Below are 23,880 nucleotides of genomic sequence, written 5' to 3'. Positions count from 1 at the left end.
TTGGACGTACGCGTTCCACCAGCCGTTGAGCCCTGTCGTTGGGGCAAGCGTTAATTTTAGCGAGGTAAGGATGCTCTACGTTTATGTCGTATGAGCGTAAGTTTCCAATGCGCAGCCTGGAGGAATCAGAGAAGAACCTCTGATTCCTTGGCTGGCCTTGGGTATTGGATTGGTTTTAAAAACTTATTGCTTAATCAATTTCTTGCGAATGGTTTTGATGCCATTGTTGAAATCAAGAATGTAAGCACCTGAAGGAAGGTTGCTGATATCGATAGTACCTTCAGTAACAATGTATGAAAAGGTTCTGCTACCCGCAGTGTTGAATGCGCGTACAGGGGTTCCGTTGGTTGCGCCTTCAACGTGAACAATGTTGCGCGCAGGATTAGGATACAGTGTGATGTTATCTTCTTCTGAATCGTATTCTGCTGTGGCGATACGTGCGCCCGATGCGCCATAAACTTCAAGTTCAAAAATGGAAACGCCATATGCTGTATTTCGCGCTGTTGAATAGATGCGCAGGTAACGCCCGCTTCCTGAAAGACCGGTGTGGTCGTTTACAAGTGTTGTATTCCCAGCAACAGTCTTCAGTACTGTCGGCCATGACGATGTGTTTGCAGAAAGTTGAACTTGATAGTCTTTTGACGATGCTGTTTCCCACGTAATTTTCACACGTGAGATATTATATGTTGCGCCTAAATCCACGTAGATCCATTGCGGATCGCTGAATGTACTGCTCCAACGTGTTGCAGCATTTCCATCGACTGCGGCCGATCCAGGTGTCCCGGCATTTTCTGTTGAAGAAACTTCAACGGACTTGTTTAATGCGAGGTTTGTCACAGGTGTCGAAGTCGCGAATTCAATCCAGTTTAAATTGAATCCACCAACAGCTGCATAAACGCGCAATGTTTGGGTTCCTGCCGCAAGGGTGGCAGTTGTGGACAACGTAGCCCACGTCTGCCAACCGCCGGTCGCGGTGGTTATGGTTGAACTGGCAAGCACCGTCGTTCCAGAACGCAATTGAATTTGTCCTCCGGTAGCCGGTGCAGCAACGCGGAATCTAACGGTATAGCTACCCGCTGAGGCAACGTTAACCGCATAGTCCATGTAGTCCCCCGTTTCAATCCAGCCCACGTTCGTACCGCCACCGGTATCGCCCGTTGCTTCTGTTTGAACGCCACTCATTGCTGAATAACTTTCTGCCTGGACAATGCCCGGGATTGTGTGTCCAGAATTTCCGCTCACAACTACATTCACATCGTCGGTGCCTGTAAGACCGCCGTTATCTGTAACTGTAAGTCGCAATACATAAGTACCTTGAATTAGGTTGCTTGCTGTGACATTCGCTGTATTCGCATTGGTAAGCGCAGGTGTGATTGGACCACTAATAATTGTCCATGCATAGCCTGTAATTGTTCCATTTGTATCAGTGCCGGTTCCATTAATGACGACACTGTTTGTTGGTAATGTAAGTGCTCTGTCCGTTCCTGCATTCGCTGTCGGCGGCGTATTTGATGTTACGGTTACCGTCGCATCGTCGAATGATGAAGCACCTTGGTTATCCGTTGCTGTCAGGCGGAACACATAAGTTCCTGCAACAAGTCCACTCGCGGTGAGGTTTGCAGTATTTGCCCCTGTGAGCGTTGGCGAGTTAGGACCACTCAGTCGCGTCCATGTGTAACTCGCGATCGTACCATCGGAGTCAGTAGCCGTACCGTTAAGTATGACGCTATTGGCTGGGAGTGAAACGTTTTTGTCAACACCTGCATTTACCACAGGTGCAGCATTGCCATCAGGTTCAGCGATGCTTCCTCCAGTAAAGTATATGTTGTCAATCGCAATGTTTGTGATGTTTCCTGTTCCAAGGATTTGGAACAATTGATTTACCTCCATCAAGTTTACCGCGTCAGAAAAGTCACTCATAGGAATTTGCACGACTTGCCATGTGCCGTTCCGTTGAAAGCCGTACGGTGTTGTTCCTGGTGCAAAGGAAATCCACTTCTGCCCTTCTCCATCGCGTGTTCCACTCTTCATACCAATATAAAAAGGTGTTGTCGTGTCAGATGTTTTCATTGAGAAGACAAGCTTTCCGTTCGGGTTTTTATACGCCGTTAAATTATGCATAGCGCTTGCTGTGAACGCGGCGCCAAACCATCCTTTGTTTGCATTCACGAATGAAAGCGCGTTGCTGCCTTCGGCAGGAGTTGTTGCTTGTGGCGTGAGGGTTGCTTCCCACACAAAAAAGTTACCATCAACACCTTGATCGAATTTATCAACACCCGTTTTGGTATCGCTATACAGAACATAGTCACCGTTCTGTGGTGTGATCTTCGTTCCATCTTGCCAATAAACATTATCGATAGCAAACGTTACTGGTGAAGATGGACTGTCGCCAACAATGTAAAACATGTTGCTGATGGAACGGAACTCAACGTTTCCAAATGCGGTCAAAGGAATAACGACTTCATGCCAAGCGCCATCGCGCACAAGTCCGTATTGATTTCCTGCAGCAGGATCGAGACGAACAGTCTTTTGTTGTGTTCCGCCCTGTGCGTTGCCATTGATCGTGCTAATGACGCCAATAGAGAATGGCCACGCAGAAGTGGTTTTCATGTGAAAGCGAAGTGTGCCATCGACAAAGTTTTGCATGTTTTTAATGTTCGTTGCACCCGTTGGAATGGCCATGCCGAACCAGTTTCCAGGGTTTGCTGTAAACGACAAAACATTGGATCCTTCAAAAGCGGTAGTCGATGCTGCAGCGAGGTTGTTCCATACTTCTATATTTGGTGCAGTCCCGAGAGAGCCGTTGACAGGTTTCGTTTCTGTAAACACACCAAACGTTCCTGTTTGACGAGGAAGATTTTGTGTTGTAAAAAACTCCGTGTTAGTATTTGAATAAACGCGGATGTAGTCGATTTGGAATTGTGCGGGTAGCGGTGCCGTTATCTGAGCCGGATCAGTTATACCTACAAAGTTTGATCCTCCAACAGCAAGGTTGAGGATAAAATAAAACGGATTGTTGAATTCAGTAATGTTGGCATCATTCGCCGGAATTGCAAAATTATAATATTGCACATTGTCGACATATCCGATAATGTTCGTTGGCGTCCATACAATTTTGAAATTATGGAAGCTATCGTTAAAGTTTCCTGGTATGGTGATGCTGTTTGTGGCGGAAGCGTTTCCCCACCAGCCATTTCCTGGGGCATTGGGATCTATCTCTTGAAAATTATCTTGAAACCAATGCACGGTGGTGTTGTTCTTTCTATTGGCGACATTGTTTTGCCAGTCGTCTCTGAATCCTGCTTCTAGAATATCGATCTCGCCAGAGCGCGGCCATCCTACTGAAGGATAATTCGCACCAAGCATCCAGAACGCGGGCCATAAACCGTTTTGCAGATTAGGAAGCTTCATCCTTGCTTCTATCGTTCCATACTTAAAATTGAATTTTCCGGACGTGTTGATTCGACCAGACGTGAACTGTCTGTTTTCCGGAGCGATACCATAGTTCTCTCTTCTTGCTTCGATCACGAGGTAGCCAGTGTCGGACGCGTTGGTTTTTGAGCCGATAAAAACATTCGATTCACCAGAGGTATAGTATTGAAGCTCTCCGTTACCGAATCCGCTACCGCCGACTTCCCTTGTCCATTTTTCGTCGTCGAGTTTTGTTTTGTTGAATTCATCACGCCAGATTAAGGTCTGGGCTTGCGCATGAATCACCAGGGTGATTGCGATCATGGTCAAGGCTTTCTGACACAGTCGTTGGAAATGCATCATTTTGCGTTTGGGTTTAGTTTGGTTATTAGGTTTGACTCCATCATGCTTTAGGGCCTGCTGGATGTCATTACCAAATTTGTCTTACCAAAATCCCCGCACGAAAAAAAGGGACTGCATCTTGCTACGTTGCGACTACGTTTGCACTACTGCATTTTATGAATAACACTACTCAATCTTAATTTCATTGAATTACGCTGCAATAAAGGATCTATTCGTTGCAAAATTTGAAATAGCAGAAAACGATTGCGCATCGACCTAAGAACAACATTTAAGGGGTAAAATTCAGGTATTTTGTTCGGCCTAATTTGCAAGTCAAAGTATTATAGAATGAACCGGTAGGTATACTTTAGCAAGAATATGTTGTGTGCTCGATCCTGGAAATCAAAACTATAACGACGGTGACGGTCTGTTGTTGTATCATAAAATGCACCATTCATTTCCTGTGTCCAGACTAAGAACAACGTTGATCCTGGAATGTACTCCCATCGCAACACCATGTTAGACCTGAATTGCCCAAAGTTGAAGTTGGGATTCTCAAATTCGAAGTTTCCATTTTCATCGTCCACCACGTAGCTCTCTTCATTCAATTGAATTTTATCATTACCAATCAAGCTGTATCGGTGATCGTATTCATTCGCATCAGCATCTGTAATCTTTTTGAAATTGGAATATTTACCGGATGTGCCAAAGGGTTGCCCCCAATATTGGATAGATAGGTTTGGCGTAATCATGTACGTCATGCGCAAAGAAACGCGTGCAATGGTTTGATCGATTTCGCCAACGATATGCCTATCTGCACCGGTGGATGATACCGTACTCACATATTGCAATTTGTTATTGTTCTTTTGAAAACTTGGCGCGATAGAAATTGCCAAGGCATTAGTTGGCCTGAAATTGAATTCCAGATCTAGCGTAATGGATCGTTTATAGTTATCGAAGCCGACATTGTATTGTGGGTTAAGAAACACCTGAAATTTCTTCCGGTTGTCAGTCATTACCCATGTCCAAAAAGACAGCGTTCCTGGATAATGAATTGCAGGTCCACCGCGTAAGTCAGCGTTCGACACGGCATGGGTTTCATAATTTCCACCGAGCCCAGCAATCCAAAAGTTTTTAAATTCTGCGCGTGTGAAAATTTCGTAACCGCGATTCATACTTTCGCCGTCGAAATCCCAATTTTGGTATTGCGTAAAATTTTGCCGGAAAGCTCTGAAGATGGAGAATGGTGTGAGCTTCCGATATTGGACCCAAATCCACTGGCCCATTGTATTTGTTTGAGAAAGAAATCCGATGTCATTCAATTCAAGTTGGGGCGACATCCAAGTGTAACCGATTTCATAGACGAAACTTCCACTTTTTCTTCCGCCAACAAAAGTACCGCCTGTTCCTGATAATGACGTGCGTGAGCTATCTACATTTGCGTGTTTATTGTCGGGACGTTGAAAGTAACGTTCCGATGCGTGTTGCGTTGCCGTGATTGCCTGCGGATCTCCTTTCACGTGACTAAATAAAGTTTTCAAGCTCACATAATACTTTCGATCTCGCCAATGATGAATAAAATCTGCGCCGCCTGAATAAGCCTGCTTATGAAGCCAAAGCAATTGTGGATCTTGAATGTCGCGATTCGTGGCGGTAAACATTCCACCAACGATGGTATTACCTTGATTGATGTCTTGCTGCGCGCGTGCGACGAAGTAGTTGGTGAGTGGTTCGATTGTCTCGTTCCGTTTTGAACCTAAGCTGTCGATCTCAGTCGTTTCTTTCGCTGTAACCGACTCCAAAATTCCCCACGAAAATCCATGCTTGTTTTTTCCGGTGAGCTTGGCTGCGCCCAAAATGGTAGTGTGATTATTCTTTTTCACATACTCATTTACATGGTCATCGCCATCAGGATCGGTATCCGGTGTATTTTGCGGCTGCCGTCCCACGCGTCTCGAATAAAATAAGTTGTTGCTATCAAAATCTGTGATCGGAAAATTTAGTGTGTTACTTCCTTCAATAAAGAAAGGTCGTTGCTCTTGAAAAAATAATCTAAAGGCGGATAGATTTACTTGCGATGGGTCAGCCTCGACTTGTCCAAAGTCTGGATTGACTGTTAGGTCTAATGTAATATCGCTGGTGATACCAATTTTTGCATCGAGGCCCGCATCAAGTCGTGATGATTTTCCAGTCACATACGGATTACCTTCTTCCTTTTGAAACGTTTCAGTTTTTGCAACAATATACGGTTGTACCTCCAATTGTTTCTGCGGCTTTATGCCTTTGATTCCGCGAAGCTCACCAAACAAATGAACCCAACCTGGTGCATCAGGTGCAATGTACTGCCAGTTAGATCGCTCTTGGTTTCTGAAGAAGTGACGTGTAATGTTTATTCCCCAGGTATGTTCTTCCTTGTCAGCGAAGCGAAGTTGACTTAATGGGATTCGAAGCTCAGCGATCCATCCCTCTTCGTTAATTGACGTTTTCATATACCATATGGGATCCCAACTCGCATCCCAATCATTTCCGTCGTTTGAAACGTATTCGTCACCTTTCACGCCAGAGACAGAAGAAGTAAAAGAGAACGCTGTGCGTTTATCGAAGTAGCTATCGATGTTGATTTCGACAAAGTCGCCATCAAAGCCATCACGCCGTGACATCCGTTTTACAATCTTAGCAGGTTCAGGATCTAGGTTCTTAAACGCCACGTATAAATTCTTCGCATCATACAAGATTTTAAATCGCGTTTGGACCGATGGAGCTTTTCCCGCTGCGGGTTCACGTTGGATAAAATCTTCCGTTGACCATGGCACTTGATCCCAGGCAGGATCATTAATAAAACCATCGATCTTTGGAGCGTCACCTATTAGTTGACGTGTGGTATAACTACGGACTGAATCTGTCTGTGCAAAAGCAAAAAAATGACAGGACAAAAGTAAAAATGTGAGCAGCGATGCTTTCATGGGGTTGACCTTGTGCACTTCAATACGCCGGTTTTAAGGTCGGTTACAAGACTACAAATTTTATAGATTGATTTTGAAAACGTTTACATAGGTGGTTTTATTATTTGATTGGTTGCCCATAGCCACGTTGTGTTCAGGATATTGTCGAAAAAAAATATTTTACTTGGTTTGATGATTCAAATTCTCAGTACAAGATGGAACTAGTAGGCATTAATTTTTCGTTGTCGGTGCTTAAATCCATGTCTTATGAATTCAACACAAGTTAAAACGCTCATCTCCGCCCCCGCTGAATTATGGAATGAAAAACAAACAAAGACATTTAAATTATCGCAGGCGTTAAAGAGTGCTAAACGTTATTTCAGTGAACGGATTTTATTTACGCTTTTAGGTGATATTAAAAAATAGAGAACGCTACTTATCACTTCCTACTTGATGATAAATACCGGCGGCCCATCTCGTGGTAAAACTCGGATGAGCACCGATGTTGTTTTTGCAAGTGTGCCTGGAATTATCAGCATGCGTCCTTTTAACATTCGTTTAACAGAGACTTCACCAACGCGCTGAGGACGGACTGCCATTTTTTTACCGAGCCAGCCAAGTTTTGACTCCGTGTCTTTTTTTATGCTTGGTTTTGTGTACACCGGTCCGGGAGCAAGACAACTCACGCTGATGTCTTTTTTACGAAGCTGATTTCTCAGAGAATAGCTAAAAAATACCACGGCCGATTTAGTCGCGGAGTACATGTTCTTTGAGGGGATCGGTGCAAATCCGGCCATGCTTGATACATTTAAAACGTACGCCGGCTTATTTTGCGACAGCAGTGGAAGTAATAATTGTGTGAGTGCCATGCACGATTCGAGATTGAGATTAACCATGTAACGAAGTGTGTCCAGCGGGAGTGAGAGGTAGTCGTTCACGCCGCCGTATCCTGCAACATTACAAAGCACTTTCAATGGGATCTTACGTTCGATGCACCAAGTGGATATTTTTTCCGCCGATGTTTCTTCGCTTAAGTCGTATTGGAGAATTTCCACATCAACGCCGTAACGCTCTTCAAGTTGATGCGCTGCATTTTCCAACGCATCCAAATGGCGCGCGACAAGTATAAGGTTGAATTTTCGTTTTGCGAGTGCCTCGGCGATGGCGTGTTCAATACCTTTGCTACCTCCGGCCACCAGTGCGTAAGGTTCAGTACTATGCGTTTTTTCCTGGCAAAACGCATGTGGTCTTGAAAGACAAATCAGTACAAAATAGAGTGTTATCAATCGCATACTTGAGTTTCGAAAAACACGTGCCTGCACGGGTGCAAAAGACAAGGCCAGCGCACAAACTTTTTGCTGGGCTGGCCTTGAGAGAAAGAATTGTTTTTTCTTACCGACGAATCGCGAAATTGCGACTATACAAAAATTCACCTTGCTGGATTTGAATGCGATATAGATTCGCAGGAACCTCATCAATGTCTAGTGTGAACGCGTTTGGTCCGTTGGCGTTCGCGGAGAATTTCTTTTGGAATATTAGCTGTCCCTGTAAATTGATTAATGAGATGGAAATCTCCTCACCAACAGTTGCTTCAAGTGAAACGGTTACGTCACGTTGCGCAGGAATAGGATAAATTTGGATAGCGTCGTTGGAATTTTCTACTAACGATGATGCCGTTGCGCTAGCGAGTCTATGGTATGCGCTATTCGGGATGACTCTTTTCCCTACACCTGGTCCAGCGTAGCGCGTGATGATGCTCGCTGTTCCAAGTTGTTCAAAGAACGTTACTGTCAATGCATGTTTACCGCGCGCAAGCGCTATACTTCCGGATGCTTCACGAAGTGTATGCAATCCATCATTATTCACAACAAGCGTAGAGCCAATGAACAGTTGGCTTCCCTCATCAGAACTGGTATAAAATGTCCACGTTCCATCTGCTGGTATATCGATGAAACCTGTCCAACGAAATGCATAGTCATCATCTCTATTTTTTGGCCACAGATTGACATTGGCAATTGGACCACGTTCAACAGCAGAGAGTGTTTGAAAGTCTGGCAATGCAGTCCAACTTCCTTCATAATAGTCATATGTCAATCCGTTCACGGTATTGCTTGGATTTTCCGGCGCACGCAGTCCTGAGACTTTATAAACTGCAGTGTAGCTAACATCGTTGATTGGTGTGGAGATTGTTTGTGATGCATTTCCACCATGAAGCCAACGATCGAAAACGTAAGTGGTACCGTTTAATGTTTGTGGTTCTACAACGCCGATGGTTCTCTGTATTGACTCAACACCGACGACAGAACTTGGTGTATTGAGGGGTTGTCCATCAAGCCTGACTTGTAGCCCAGCAGGTTGCGTGGCAAATGACATTGTGGTTTTGCGTGGTGTCACGTCTCTATAGACGGTATCTCTTAGTGCCTGAGCATCTTCCACAATGAGGTAGATCCTGTAGAAAACATTGTCGGATGTCTCCCCTGCGTTTGGGATGGTAAACGTGCCGCTCTTCACACCACTGGCTATCGGCGGGCCATCATGGGTGTGCGTGTCGTGATGAAAAGTCACGGACCATGTAAATGCACTTGCCGGGAGTGTTCCTGTCTCTGGATCGGTCGCGTCGCCGGAAAAACTAACGACATCGCCACCGCGATACAACGTACCGGCTACTGGTGTATTGATCTGCGCTGTGGGGGGTGCATTGAATGTGTTGACGGTGAGCGTCGCGTTGTTACTTGTAGCCGAGCCTGCTGTGTTTAAAACTAACACACGATAATTTCCAGCATCCGCGGCTTGTGTTGATGTGATAGTAAAAGACGAATTCGTTGCTCCGGAAATGTTTACATTATTCTTTTGCCATTGGTAAGAGAGCGGTGCGGTACCCGTGGCTGTAACAGAGAATGTGGCAGGTTGCCCTGCGGTAACAGTCGTGTTGGATGGATGATTTACAATTGTTGGAGCGTTGTTTACCGTGTAAATGATTTTATAAAGGTGCCCGCCGTTTCTATCGAGAAAATACAAGTTACCATCGGTTCCTACATCTAAGCTGAGAATGCTTCCTCCTACACTTGTGGCAAACGGTAATCTGGTAGCCGGTGTTGTGGAAAGATCAAGCATATTGATCCATTGATTACATAGGTCTTGATAGAAGTATCGTCCTGCATACTGTGTGGGATAATTCGTGCTCGATGGGTTAAAGAATACACCTCCGGTAATGGCACATCCACGACCATCTCCGCTTCCGTGTTGATACGCATAGACAGGATTCGTAAACGCAGGATTGGTGCTATTACCCTCAGCGCTTGGCCAGCCAAAGTTTAGTCCGCCGGAAGTAGCGTCATTAATTTCTTCCCATGTCCCTTGGCCAACATCGTTCAGGAATACACGGCCCGTTCCAGGTTGAATATCGAATGTATATGGATTACGAAGTCCGTAAGCCCAAACCCGTCTACGTTGTTCACTTCCCGTTGTAAAAGGGTTCCCGGGGGGAATAGACCCGTTGGGATTGATTCGTAAAACTTTTCCGTGATACGTATCCAAATTTTGAGCATGAGATCCATTGGCATTTTCACCAATGGCAACATACAACAATCCGTTCTTAAAATGCATAGCCCCTCCGTTGTGGTTGGTTGCACTGCTGAGTGGATCCAGATTCAATACAACGACTTCGCTTCCTGGTACAACGACATCTCCGTTGGCTGTAAAACGACTAATCCTATTGTGCGTGCCCGATGATACGGTATAGTACAAGTAGATAAAATTGTTTGTCGAAAAATTTGGATCAAGCACGATACCAATAAGGCCGCGCTCGCCGCTTGCGTTTACGCTTAGTGAAAGGAAAGGTGTTGTAAGCAACGTTCCATTTTTGATTATCCGTAGCACGCCGTTTTGTTGGGCAACGAATATTCTTCCGTCGGGTGCGAATGCCATGACCGTGGGACTGCTGATACCGCTTGCTACAGCTACGCGACTAAAGCCAGCAGGAAGATTTTGAGCATAGGCCGTCGCCATGGAAAAGAATAGGCAAAGCATGCCGATGGTATGCTTCACCCTTGGTGAGTACAGTTTTTTCATGAGAGGAGATTGTTATGATTATTCTTTGTATCCTATAATTTAACAAAGGCCGTTCTCATTTGCAGGTACAGTTCAGTGATCGACCGATTTCGTCGCCGAGGTGCATGAGGCTTTTTGTTCTCGCATTTAACATACCTAAGTAGTTCTTGTCCGTTTGGTTATATGAAAAAAGCTGCCTCGTTTGAGACAGCTTTCTAATTTGCGTACATGAAAGCAAACTATTGAACGAGGTATTTCTTCACCCAAGATCGTTTAGCGTTACGAATGCGAATGATGTATACACCTGCAGGCAAACCGGAAATTGTTGTTCTAAATGTATTCCGGTTCACGACTTTGTTTTCAATTTGCATCACAGACACACCGTTAGCATCACGAAGGCTAAAGTCGATCATGCCTGGATCATCTAAGAACGTAAACGTGATGGTAGTTTCTTGTCCAGCGACTGATGGATTAGGATACATAGTCAATCCATCGGCATCGAATGCTTCGCTTGGTTGCTCCTGAAGAAGTACCTGTTCCGAAGTAGCTGATCTTGCGCCACTACACGTTCCTTTCAAGATCCAAGCATCACTCCAATAGAGACCAGTTCCCGGAGCATATGCCCACGCTGCGCCGTTACACCAGCCTGTAAAAGGATGCGGCTTACATTCGTATCGACTCCCCGCATTTTTTACAATACTTCCTGCAATGTATCCACCGTTCTCGACGTATTGAGGCGTAGTAGTGCAGTTATCAGTTGTCGAAACTGAGATCGTTATAATGGCAGAGGTGCCAGTAGCCCCAGCGTTGTCGGTGGCGCGCGATGTGAGATTGTAAGTTCCAACGGCTGCATTGGTCCAGCTAAAGGTGTACGGCGCAGAAAGATCTTCGCCGAGCTTTGTTCCACCAGCGAAGAATTCAACTTTTACGATTGTTCCGTCAGTATCATTTGCCGTCGCGGCAAGTGCGATCGCGGTTCCAGCGGTGAACGTCGCATTGTTCGCTGGCGACGTAAGGGATGTTGTCGGACTTACGTTTCCTCCATTGTTCACTGCAATATTGATCACACCGGAGGTTCCCGTTGCATTAAGATTGTCAACTGCACGAGCGGTGAGTGCATAGTTTCCAGCGGCAACGTTGCACCAGCTAAAGCTATAGGGTGTTGTTGTATCTTCACCTAACTTCGTGTTACCTTGATAGAATTCTACTTTTGCTACAGCCCCATCACTATCCGAAGCTGTTACGTTAATCGTTACGCATGCAGGTGCTGTGAGTTGAACTCCATTTGCAGGTGCAGTGATTGACGCCGTAGGCGAAGCATTGTTACCACATGGGCCAATTAATTTCCACACATCATCAGGACCGCTTTTTAACAATGGGTCATCTCCTTGCGTCCACCATTTTGCTTCATAGATGTTTCCTGAACGCGACACACGCGCGGTTCCATTGTACTGTGTTGCTGCATTCCACGCGGCGACATTACAACCCGCGGAAACGGAAACGGTGATACCCTGAGATGTGCCTGTGCCACCTGCATTGTCTGTTGCCTTCGTTGTCAGCGTGTAATTGCCAGCGCTCACATTATTCCAAGTGAATGAATACGGCGAAGATGTATCTTCACCAAGCTTCGTTGCACCTTGAAAAAATTCTACTTTACTAATCGTTCCATCCTGGTCGGAAGCAGAAGCCGAGATCGTAATGCTGGTGCCAGGCGTAAATGTTGTATTGTTCGCCGGTGATGTTATTGATGTGGTAGGATTTGCATTGCCTACGCCGACATTCACAACGGTTGAGGTACCCGTCGCACCTAAATTGTCAGTAGCTTTTGTTGTTAAAGCGTATGATCCCGCCGCAACATTTGTCCAGTTAAAAGTATAAGGCGACGACGTGTCCTCTCCCAGTTTTGTGGTGCCTTGGTAAAACTCAACTTTGCTGATCGTACCATCGGAGTCAACAGCGGTTGCAGTGATGGCGATGGTTGATCCGGGTGTAAACGTTGCGTTGTTGGTCGGACTGCTGATGCTTGTGCTTGGCGAAATATTCCCTCCTGTGTTACTGAAATAAGCGTAAGCATTATTTACCCATGCATCGTTCAATGTTTTGTCCCAATTGATTGACCAAGTCATGATGCCTCGGATATTCGGGTACGTTCCGATGGTCACATATTGACCGCCGTACGAAATTCCTTTTGTTAGATAGTCTAGTGCTCTGTTGATATTAGCAGGTGTTACATATCCGCCGGCGGGAGCCGCTCCTGTACCCGTCGCAGGTAAACCGAAAGCTACTTGATCTTGGCGCAATGCAGGAAACATGTTGCCTGTGTTTCTTCCGACAGGGAAACCACGTAACAACATTTCTGTCATGGATACGATGAAGTCTGACGTTGATTGCGCGTAGATTTTTTCATCAAGTGCTACTTGCGTCCCAGTGTTGTAGTACTGGACGTGAACGAATGTGAGAAGATCTCTGATTCCGTAGAGTACTGGCAGATAGCCGCCGAATGCGGTACCATAATTTGCGTATCCGCCTTGCACATATTGAACTTCAGGGGCTGCAGTCAGCCAGAAATTCTTTCCTTGGCCACGGTAGTAATTTGTCAGCTCTCGCGATGCTGAAATCAAGTTCGCGATTTTCGACGTTGTTGGAGTTTTGAAGTTGTTATCACCGGCATCCAGAATAACAGATGTTCCTTCGAGGTCGATGTCAAAGCCATCGAATCCATATTCATCGATAATCGTCTTCATCGTTGCCACGAAATTATTACGATCATTGGCAGTTTTTAATTCTACCGGCGCATCAGCGCCTCCGATGGAAATCTGCACGCGACGCCCTTGTGATTGTAGCGCGCGAATATCGGCGATGAATTCCGCTTTTGATTGTTGCGTTGGAACGAATGTCATATTCATATCACCGTGAGATACGGGTGTAGCAAATGCAATGTTGATTACATTGTACTTCGAATTCACATCACGGAGGCGATGGTATGGTGCTTGCGCGTTGTTCCAATTGTGAAAGTATCCGACGACCACTTTCGATCCCAATTGCGCCGAAGCAAGATGCGGAAGTAGAGCGGTCATGATAACAGTCAAAGTCATCAAGAGCCACCGTGATAATTTTGTAGTAAGGGTTTTCATATTTTGGGTGTTGTGCTTATTGAATAATGATTTTGTTCGAACATGTGCCGACATTTTCTGTTGGTTAACGTCGGTTTCTTGAGTTGAAATAAATCGTGAGCGTTTCGCACAAAATAAATGTGTGCTGAATTGAAAATGAGATTACTAGTGCTGCGTTTTCTTTTCGTAGCGGTAGCACCCTGTAACTGTAGGAATATCTCGAAAAGAAAAAGCCGGAGACCACGACGGACACGCGTGATCTTCCAGCCTCTATGATTAACTATTGAACCAAATATTTTCTAAGCCATGCTTTGTGCTCACCCTGTACACGGATGAGGTACACACCTGGTGAAAGCGTTGGCGTCTCAACGGCAATAACGTTCTTCGTTGCTTTTGCGCCTTGACGTGCGATGATACGACGTCCATTGATATCTTTTAATTCGATGTTTAACGGACCCGGATCTGCGCTGAATGTCAAATTAAATGATGATGAATTTGATTTCCCTGGATTAGGATACATCGACATGCCGTCGTCGTCGGTCAATGCAACTTCTTCCGATACGCTTTGTCTTGCACCTGATGTACAGCTGCCAACAAGTGTCCATGCATCAGACCAATGCGCGCCGACACCAGGAGCATACGCCCAAGCGGCACCGTTACACCATCCTGTATATGGATGTGGCTTACATTCGTAGCGGTTGCCAGCATTTTTTACGATACTTCCAGCTACATATCCACCATTCTCAATGTACTGGGCAACGGTGACGCAATTATCACCACCACCGCTTATGGTGATACTTACTGCAGCAGATGTTTTGGTACCACCAACATTGTCTGTTGCTTTAGCGGTAAGCGAATACGTGCCTGCGGTGACGCCAGTCCAAGTATAGCTATAGGGTGAAGAAGTGTCTTCGCCAAGCTTGGTTGCGCCCTGGAAGAATTCTACTTTACTGATTGTGCCATCGGTGTCTGTAGCGCTTGCTGTAATGGCCACCGAAGCGGGTGCAGTAAAGGTCGCGTTATTTGCGGGTGCCGTGATTGACACATTCGGTAGTTGATTTCCAGCAGGACTTACCGTAATGCTGATGATAGATGATGTTCCAGTAGCCCCACCGTTGTCTGTAGACTTAGCGGTGAATGTGTATGTTCCCGCCGCGACGTTCGCCCATGTGTAACTATAAGGTGATGAAGTGTCTTCACCAAGTTTCGTGCTGCCTTGGAAGAATTCAACTTTAGCAATGGTGCCATCTGTATCGGATGCGGTCGCATTAATTGTAATTGATGCTGGTGCGGTAAACGATGCGTTATTTGTCGGACTGGTAATAGTCGCTGTCGGACTGATGTTACCACCAGGACCACATGGGCCAAGGAGTCTCCAAACGTCATCGGGGCCACTGTTTAGCAATGGATCTTGTCCTTGTGTCCACCATTTAGCTTGGTATCTATTTCCGTTTCGAGCAACTTCTGCGTTGCCATTGTATTGACTTTGTGCATTCCATTCCGGCGCGGTACACGCAGCTGTCACCGAGATATTAACAATTGCCGATGTTGTTACTGCGCCACCGTTATCTGTTGCTTTCGCTGTAAGGGCGTAGTTACCAACGGCAACATTTGCCCATGAGAAAGTGTATGGAGACGAAGTGTCTTCACCGAGTTTTGTTGTGCCTTGGAAGAATTCCACTTTTGAAATCGTTCCATCACTATCTGTCGCGGATGCAGTGATGGCAATCGTTGAGTTTGCAGCGAATGTTGCGTTGTTTGCAGGTGATGTAATGCTTGTTATAGGTGCGGCATTTCCGACGCTAACATTTATTATTGATGACGTACCAGTAGCTCCTCCGTTGTCTGTGGCCTTTGCAGTGAGTTGGTAGCTTCCTGCAGTTGGAGTCCAAGCAAACGTATAAGGAGAACTAGTATCTTCACCAAGTTTGGTCGTGCCGGTGAAAAATTCAACTTTTGAAATTGTACCATCGCTGTCGGTTGCAGTTGCCGTGATCGTCACGGTAGTTCCTGTTGAGATGCTGCTATTATTTGCAGGCGTAGTGATGGCTGCTGTGGGCGCCGCGTTTCCAACAGTAATACGAACAATGCTCGATGTTGCGCTTGCATTTTGGTTGTCAGTTGCTTTCGCCGTGAGCTGGTACGTTCCTGCGGCTACATTGTTCCATGCGAATGAATATGGTGAAGTGAGATCTTCGCCAAGTTTAGTGGTACCCTGGAAAAATTCTACTTTCGTTACTGATCCATTGTCGGTAGCGGTCGCAGTGATGTTTACGTTTGCGCCAGGTGTGAACGTGGCATTGTTTGCCGGTGCCGTAAGGTTTACGACAGGTAGCGGATTGTCTGTATTGGCATTCTTGATAGCTTTCAAGATGCTGCTGCTACTGTTGTAATCAACATCTCCCGTGAGTTCCCAAATGATCAATCCCTGGTGGCCGAAGCGTTTAGTGTATTTAATTTTTTCTGCTGCGCCTTTCGGTGTTTCGAAGTAGATCTTCTTGCCATTGGCGCCAACATAACCTCCTAGTTGTCGAGTGTCTGCGGGATCGTAACTGGTTGCCGCATTTGGAAATTCTGCTACAATCTCTTTCCATTTCGGAGCCATAAAGCCATTGGCATTATTCGGTTTGCGTGTAGCCATATCGTAGCCGTAGAATGGTACGCCGATGCATAGTTTTGCCTTCGGTACATTAAATCCACCATCATGATTCCACGCTGCAGGTGCCATACCCATCCAATATTCTAACGCATCTTCTGCTGAGTAGATTGGATTGTCAGCAGATTGTCCTTGGTATGTTCCGAGTGGAACTTTGTATAACGATGCATGAGGACCGACAGGAGATGTATTCCATGATCCCGTGAAGTCATACGTCATCAAACCAATGTAGTCGAGATATTGCGCGAGGGCGTCATCATAGTTGTTTCCGTAATACGAAGTTCCGAATACGGCTGCCGATAGAATTTTAGTTGGCATTTTTGCGCGTAGCTTTTGTGCAAGCTTTGCAAGACCTGTTCCAGCAGGGTGTGGACCAGCATCAGGACCGCCCCACTTATCGCCACGCACGCGACCACCCTGTTCTGTTGTACCTGCAATGGTCGCGTCTGGCCACCAACATTCAAGATCAAGATCGACGCCATCAATTCCTTTCGTATTTACGTAGTTCGTAATGAATGTGGCGATTTGTTCAAGCTTTGCATCATCATTATAGTAGCGCTGCATCAGCCACAGGAATGCAAAATCAGTGGCGCCACCGATGGCAACACTTACCTTCGTTCCTTTTGCGTGCGCTTTTGCAAGTACACCTAAGTCGAAGAGAAGTGAGTCTACTTTCCTGTTGTGAAAAGCACCCCATTCGATAGATGCAAAGTCTGCACTGTTATAATTGTTGTTATTTTGTTTGAAGAGGTTGAATGCGATATTGATGTGTGTTACGTTTCCGTAGTCGTAGTTCACGAAGTCAAAGTCCGGTACCCAATATGGAAGGTAGCCAATTACTTTTTGCGCTCCGGTGTAATCTGGACCTATGCCACCATCACCACACTTGCTGACCAGTGTCCAATCGCCATTGCTACCAGGCTCGGCGATCGTAGACCATTTGGCTTGCCAATTTCCGCTCTTGTGAGACACTTGAGTGCCTTGCGGCCATCCATTTGCGTTTGCTGTCCATGGGGTCCAGCAAGAAGGAAAATTGTATTGTGCGCTTAGCCCGAAGGTTATCAGCATACAACACATTAACGTTAGTAATTTTGCTTTCATACAGTTGGGTAATTATGACTCATGTTTAGGTGTTAGGTAAATCAATTGAAAAAAGAGAAGAGAGACATTGCGCCTCCCTTCTCTGGGTTTGGTTTAGGTTATTGGATTAGGTATTTCTTCGTATATGTTTTTCCGCCACTGCTTATCCTGATCAAGTACATTCCTTGTGCAAGATTTGGTATCTCGATCTCCGCTTTTCGATCGCGCACAACACCATAGTCGTTGTTGTATACTGACACGCCGTTGAGTGATTGAAGATGGATCTTTATGTTGCCAGGGTCAGCACTAAAGGTGATCGTAATTTTAGCAACACCATGCGTACCAGGGTTAGGATATACGTCTACACCACTATCATCAGCGATCTCACTTGTCGAGGCGCGTCCTGTTGTACAAGTAGTCTTGAAGATCCAAGCGTCGGCCCAATACAATCCAGTGCCAGGAGCATATGCCCACGCTGCGCCATTACACCATCCTGTATAAGGGTATCCTTTGCATTCGTACTGTCCTCCCGCATTTTTGACGAGGCTTCCGGCGATGTACCCGCCGTTCTCAACATACTGCGGTGTTGTTGCACAAGATCCCCCACCCGTTGGATTTACCGTGATTGAAACAGAACCCGAAGTAGTTTGTGCGCCTAGATTATCCGTTGCGCGTGCTGTCAGTGTATATGTTCCTGCTGCGACGTTTGTCCAGTTAAAGGTATACGGTGATGAAGTATCTTCACCAAGTTTAGTAGACCCTTGGAAGAATTCAACTTTTGTCACAGCGCCATTGTCTGAGGCATTTGCTGCAAGCCCTACTGTTGCAGGTGCGGTGTACGTTGTACCATTCACTGGTGCTGTCAAACTTACAGTTGGTGGAGGATTGCCGCCTGTAGTCGTGAAGATTAATTTGTTGATGTTAAAATCTCCAGCATCCATCACAATTCGTAATATTTTCTGGCCAGCGGATAGCGATGGCGTTGTAGCCGTAACCGTCGCCCATGTCTGCCATCCACCGGTGTTAGGCACAGTAAGCGTTCCTGAAATGTTAGCACCATCAAGTTCAAGGTGGAAAGTTTTTCCAGCGCTGGTTGATGCAACACGAACTTGAATGTTTTGCGTACCTGCTGTCGTCACGTTAACGGTGTATTCTAACCACTCTCCTGCTTGAATCCATCCAACATTATGTCCTGCACCGGTGTCGGTTGACGCCTCGATGTCTACATTGTCGGAACGGAGTGCCGTACCCGCATTGCCGGTCGTGAGATCATGGTAAGCGACACCTTCACCACCAATATCATAATGCTCTGCTTCGATTGTTCCTGGAATGCTTCTCACTGTTCCACCATAAGGTGATTGCGTCTGTGGTGTTCCTGTTCTTTCGTCAATCACTTGCTTGATGGCAGAGATCAGTGAATTTGCTCCAACTGCATCTTGCGACAACTCCCACATCATCACGCCACCAAGATTTCTATCAAAGGCAAGGTTTGTTTTTGCTTTAATCGTAGCGATACCGTTGTAGTAGTCGCCGTTGTAAATGTCTGAATTCGGATTAGCACCTTCAGCAACCAATTGTCTGAATGGTTTCCATGATGGGCGTGCGTAGAATGGAAGTCCCAATACTGCTTTGGATGCCGGTAATCCACGCGAGTTTACCCAATAATCCAATGAGCTAACGGCGAGGCTATACGGTGAATGGTCTGCGCCACTTCCACCGTCATACACCATTAAGTTGAGAAAGTCGACAGCTGGAAATACGCTTGCTAAAACACCATTAGCATAATATCCTTGAGCAGAGACCGCGGCCGTTAGAAACTTTCCTCTTGAATGCATTGCATTGCCAAGTTCATTCATGAGTGTAGAGAAATTCGCAGGATCTTGTCCGTCGATTGGATATTCCCAATCGATATCAACGCCGTCAAGTGCATACGTATTGATAAACGAAACGATGTTGTTGATGAACGCACTTCTATACCCAGCGTTGGCGGCCATCGTTTGGAAGTCAGTGTTATTAAGTTCACTCCATCCCCCTACCGCTATACCCACGAGTACACCGTTGGCATGCGCAAGCGAAACGATATCGCGGAGTTTCTGTGGATTGTCGAGCGCTGTTAGCCCACCCGTTGTAGTTGGTCTGATGAACGCATAGTTGATGTGCGTTAGTTTGTTGTATTGAATTTCGCCCGCTGTACCGGCCCATGATGGCATGTATCCCACGACTTTAAAGTTTGTGGCTTGAATGGCAGCATCTTGATTTGTACTTGTCTGCGCGATTCTCGCACCTGCAGTACAACTCGCTTTGAAAATCCACGCGTCGGCCCAGTGTGCACCGGTACCTGGCGCGTAAGCCCAGGCAGCGCCATTGCACCATCCGGAATAAGGATAGCCCTTACATTCATATTGACCGCCGGAGTTTTTGACTATGCTTCCGGCAACATATCCACCGTTCTCAACATATTGAACTGTCGATGCGCAAATATCAGAGCCACCAGTCACGTTAATATTAACAACGGATGAGCTACCGGTCGCGCCTTGATTATCAGTTGCTTTTACAGTAAGTGCGTAGCTTCCAGCGGCAACGTTCGCCCAAGTAAAGGTGTAGGGCGATGATGAATCTTCACCGAGTTTCGTGGTACCCTGAAAGAACTCAACTTTTGTTACGGACCCGTTCGCGTCAGCAGCATTGGCAGCGATGTTAATAGTAGCCCCTGCTGTGAACGATGCGTTGTTCGCCGGCGATGTAATTGTTGCTGTGGGATTTTGGTTTCCAGAGGTTGTCACGGAAATATTGACGACTGACGATGTGCCTGTGCCCCCCGCATTGTCAATTGCCTTCGCAGTGAGTGCGTAATTTCCTGCGCCAACATTTGCCCAAGTATAAGAATAGGGAGACGTTGCGTCTTCGCCGAGCTTCGTTGTACCTTGAAAAAATTCGACTTTCGAAATGGTACCGTCACTGTCTGAAGCGCTAGCGTTGATCGTGATCGATGCTGGTGCAATGAACGACGCGTTGTTGGTTGGGGTGCTAATCGATGCTGATGGATTCGTATTGCCACCGCCGCATGGACCAATTAATTTCCAGACATCATCGGGGCCGCTCTTCAATAGCGGATCGTCACCTTGTGTCCACCATTTAGACTGATAGATGTTGCCACCGCGTGACACCTGTGTATTGCCATTATATTGCGCGGCTGCATCCCAAGCGGGTGCAGTGCAAGTTTCACCACTCACCGTAACATTCACAACTGACGATGTTCCAATAGCCCCACCGTTGTCAACCGCTTTCACCGTTAACGCATATGATCCAGCAGCAACATTTGCCCACGCATAACTGTATGGAGTTGACGTATCTTCGCCGAGCTTCGTAGTTCCTTGGAAGAATTCAACTTTGGTGATTGTTCCATCACTATCTGACGCCGAAGCCGTGATCGTTATTGTAGAACCGGTGCTATAAGTAGAACCATTCGCAGGTGAAGTAATTGAACCTGCTGGGATGCTATTACTCCCAGCTGTGATTGATACCGATGCTGTTGCAGTATTACCCGCGTTGTCGGTAACCTTTGCTTGAACTGTATGACTTCCTGCTACAATGTTGTTGATTGTAAAGCTATAAGGCGAGGAAGTATCCTCTCCTACTTTACTGCCATCTAAGAAAAATTCGACCTTAGCAACACTTCCTCCCGGATCGGCCGCCGTCGCATTGATGGCCACGTTACTTGCTACAGGGACTAAACTGCCATTTGATGGCGAGGTAATTGAAACTGTTGGCAAGCCTACATTCCCTGACGCGAACACAGCATTAATCTTATTAATGAGCGGTGATTTTACATTTGAATATCGTTTGAGCTTAGGTCCAAAATCGGTTGAGGTCCCGCTGATATCAAGGTCTTCATAAACTGTCCATACGATTACACCTGCTAATCCTTTGTCTACAACGTACTGTGCCTTGAGTCCAATCGACTGTTCATTATCATAGCTCAAGAAATAATTTCCTTTTGTCAGGTACGGCACTTTTGCGTTATCATCCCAACCTTCGGTCCAACCGGCTTTGTTCTTCATGATGTAATCATAGTACGGGGTGCCTTCGTGTGCCGACCAATTGGTGTAGTCCGCTGCTGTGCTGATCGGACCATCTGGCTCAACGGTTCGTGGTGATTTAGCCGTTGGTGCGCCAAGCGATGCTGGGCCATTGGTCACCACGCCTCTCCCATAAAAAGGCGCGCCCATATTGATCTTGGAGCTAGGTACTCCAAGAGCGACCAAGGCCTGATAGCATGCGTCCCAACTAAAATTCGCATACTCTGCTCCCGGATAATCGTAGAGCGGTGAGTTGTGACCTGCTTTGTTTGACCATCCTCCGTTGAAGTCGTAAGTCATCATGTTGAAATAGTTCATCACGTTCGACAACGTTGACCATTGGAAGCCCTGAAGTTTTGCGGGCGATGCTGTGAATGCAGCTGTGATCAATTTATTTGGACCGATCGCATTTCTAATTTGCTGAACGAGCGTCGTGAAATTTGCAAAGTCGGCTTGACTTCCAGTAAAGTTCATTCCTTCATAAGGCCCTGGATACTCCCAATCGAGATCGATACCGTCAAAGCCCAGTGTCATCAGGCGTTGACAATCCGCAATAAACTTGGCGCGTTTAGTTGCGTCCGCTGCCATCTCTGGAAAATGTTTACACATACTCCACCCACCGATTGATGCCATCACTTTCACATTATACTGATGTGCCATTTCGATAAGTCCTTTCACGCCACCATCCTTCTTCAACGGAATAGGCATCGGGCCTGTCAAGGTTGTATTGGTGTTTCTCCATCCGGCACCATCGGCTACATATCCTTGAGCCGCGACGCGTGGGTCTGTGAAATCATATTTGTATTCCACCTCGCCAAGAATAAGATGCATGTCCCAGCTATCAAATACTCCTCCGTGCAGCAATGGAGCCGGCTCTTGCACTTGCCCAGCTTGGTAAATTTGTTTGTTTCGATAATCGCCACCATGTAGTGATCCATCTTTCGCTACTCCGAAAAATGAAAAATTAAGAATGGTGTACTTAGCGTAGTCGATATTAAGGTGTGTATAAGCACCAGCACTCGGTACACCGTGCGCGGATGCCTTCCATGCATCCCAGTTGGTAATGTACCCGACAATTTGCTTTTGGTGATTTGCCGTAGTAGCGGTTCCGCCCGTGTTGACTTGGGCGCGCAGCGAAGCTTGAAAGATCAGCATCATGAAAAGAACCAGCACCATTCCAACTGCGCGAGTCCGTCTCATCAAGCTGTTTAGATTCAGCGTAGAATAAAACATAGCTAAAATAATTTTGGGTTTAGGTAACAACCGCTGTCGCAATGTTTTCATCGATGCGACTCGCTGCTGTTATATAAATGTTATGATTTGATGAATGGAAAGAAAAAACAGTTATTGAATGGCTGCCTACAATTATTAAGCGGCGCAATGAATGGCGTACAGAAATGTAAAGAAAATATACACGACAGTCAGTCGACTATGAAGGCTGGTGTGACTACCGGAATAATCAGGTATGAAGACGTGACATCACTTCTTCCTTTCGGCGACGAGATACGGGGATTGTAGAATTGTCTTTTAAAATTAGGCCACCGTCATTTCTAAACTTCAACACAAAATCGAGATTAACGAGATGTGATCGGTGCACGCGAAGAAAATTATTTCCCGTCGTTAATAAGTCTTCGTAATCTTTTAGCGTCTTCGACGATAGAAACGTTTTGTTATCGGTCAATACAAACTTTGTGTAGTTCAGGTCTGCTTCACATCGAATTATTTTATCGACTTCAAGAAACACGACCCCATCATAAGTCGTAATGGCGAGATTTTTTTCCTTTGTATTTGAAAAGAAGTTCTCAAGCTGTTTACTATACACTTCTTTTCTATTTTTTTGCTGCTGAAAACGCGATATGGCATCTTTCAATTCAACCGGGTTGATCGGTTTTAATAAATAGTCCAACGCATTATACCGGATTGCGCGTATAGCGTATTGGTTGTAAGCGGTCGTGAAGATCACTTTGCAATCAAGGTCAGGTGTTGCGGCAAGAAGGTCAAAGCCGCTCATGTTCGGCATTTCGATATCTAAAAACAGTAGGTCGGGCTTGAACTGATTTATCTTTTCTATTCCGTCTTCTGAACCTTGTGCCGTCTCAAGCATAAATTCGCCAGGAAAGTTTTTTTCCATTGTTACCTTCAAAAGGTTACGCGCCTTACTCTCATCATCGATGATAAGTGCCTTGATCATGTAAATCTATTGTGGA

The 23,880-nt window shown here is 45.9% G+C and carries 9 protein-coding genes; 1 reads left to right on the top strand and 8 read right to left on the bottom strand.

The features are described from left to right. Window positions 1-183: 183 nt before the first annotated feature. On the bottom strand, window positions 184-3,735 hold the full coding sequence (locus DQQ10_RS14865; protein ID WP_165823945.1) for a PKD domain-containing protein: 3,552 nt from the start codon (window positions 3,733-3,735) through the stop codon (window positions 184-186). A 359-nt stretch (window positions 3,736-4,094) separates the two neighbouring features. Then, a complete protein-coding gene (locus DQQ10_RS14860; RefSeq protein ID WP_112747676.1) occupies window positions 4,095-6,716 on the bottom strand; it encodes a DUF5916 domain-containing protein in 2,622 nt (873 codons plus the stop codon). 246 nt (window positions 6,717-6,962) lie between these two features. Between DQQ10_RS14860 and DQQ10_RS27955 the strand changes: the two genes are divergently transcribed. After that, window positions 6,963-7,121: a hypothetical protein gene (locus tag DQQ10_RS27955; RefSeq protein WP_165823944.1), complete on the top strand. Its 159-nt coding sequence runs from the start codon at window positions 6,963-6,965 to the stop codon at window positions 7,119-7,121. A gap of 20 nt (window positions 7,122-7,141) precedes the next feature. Here the strand turns inward: DQQ10_RS27955 and DQQ10_RS14855 are convergent, their stop codons facing one another. The 6 genes from DQQ10_RS14855 to DQQ10_RS14830 form a co-directional block, all read right to left on the bottom strand. Beyond that, window positions 7,142-7,987 carry an SDR family NAD(P)-dependent oxidoreductase gene (locus tag DQQ10_RS14855; protein ID WP_165823943.1) on the bottom strand — a complete coding sequence of 282 codons (846 nt, stop codon included), beginning with the start codon at window positions 7,985-7,987 and terminating at the stop codon, window positions 7,142-7,144. Between the two features lie 100 nt (window positions 7,988-8,087). Further along, entirely contained in the window at window positions 8,088-10,766 is a 2,679-nt protein-coding gene (locus tag DQQ10_RS14850; protein ID WP_112747674.1) for a PQQ-dependent sugar dehydrogenase, read from the bottom strand. A gap of 218 nt (window positions 10,767-10,984) precedes the next feature. After that, complete coding sequence (locus tag DQQ10_RS14845; RefSeq protein WP_165823942.1) at window positions 10,985-13,879, bottom strand: Ig-like domain-containing protein; 2,895 nt, start codon at window positions 13,877-13,879, stop codon at window positions 10,985-10,987. 259 nt (window positions 13,880-14,138) lie between these two features. Further along, window positions 14,139-17,615 carry an Ig-like domain-containing protein gene (locus tag DQQ10_RS14840; RefSeq protein WP_112747672.1) on the bottom strand — a complete coding sequence of 1,159 codons (3,477 nt, stop codon included), beginning with the start codon at window positions 17,613-17,615 and terminating at the stop codon, window positions 14,139-14,141. Window positions 17,616-17,713: 98 nt separating this feature from the next. Next, window positions 17,714-22,873, bottom strand: coding sequence for a glycosyl hydrolase family 18 protein (locus DQQ10_RS14835; RefSeq protein WP_165823941.1), 5,160 nt, complete (start codon window positions 22,871-22,873; stop codon window positions 17,714-17,716). A 259-nt stretch (window positions 22,874-23,132) separates the two neighbouring features. Continuing rightward, window positions 23,133-23,864 (bottom strand): LytR/AlgR family response regulator transcription factor, encoded by a 732-nt coding sequence (locus tag DQQ10_RS14830; RefSeq protein WP_112747670.1) that lies wholly within the window; start codon window positions 23,862-23,864, stop codon window positions 23,133-23,135. Window positions 23,865-23,880 lie beyond the last annotated feature (16 nt).

This window comes from Pseudochryseolinea flava, assembly GCF_003286915.1.
GTDB lineage: Bacteria > Bacteroidota > Bacteroidia > Cytophagales > Cyclobacteriaceae > Ohtaekwangia > Ohtaekwangia flava.
Note: the sequence above shows the minus strand (reverse complement) of the source record. Positions and strands in the feature narration are given on the sequence as shown.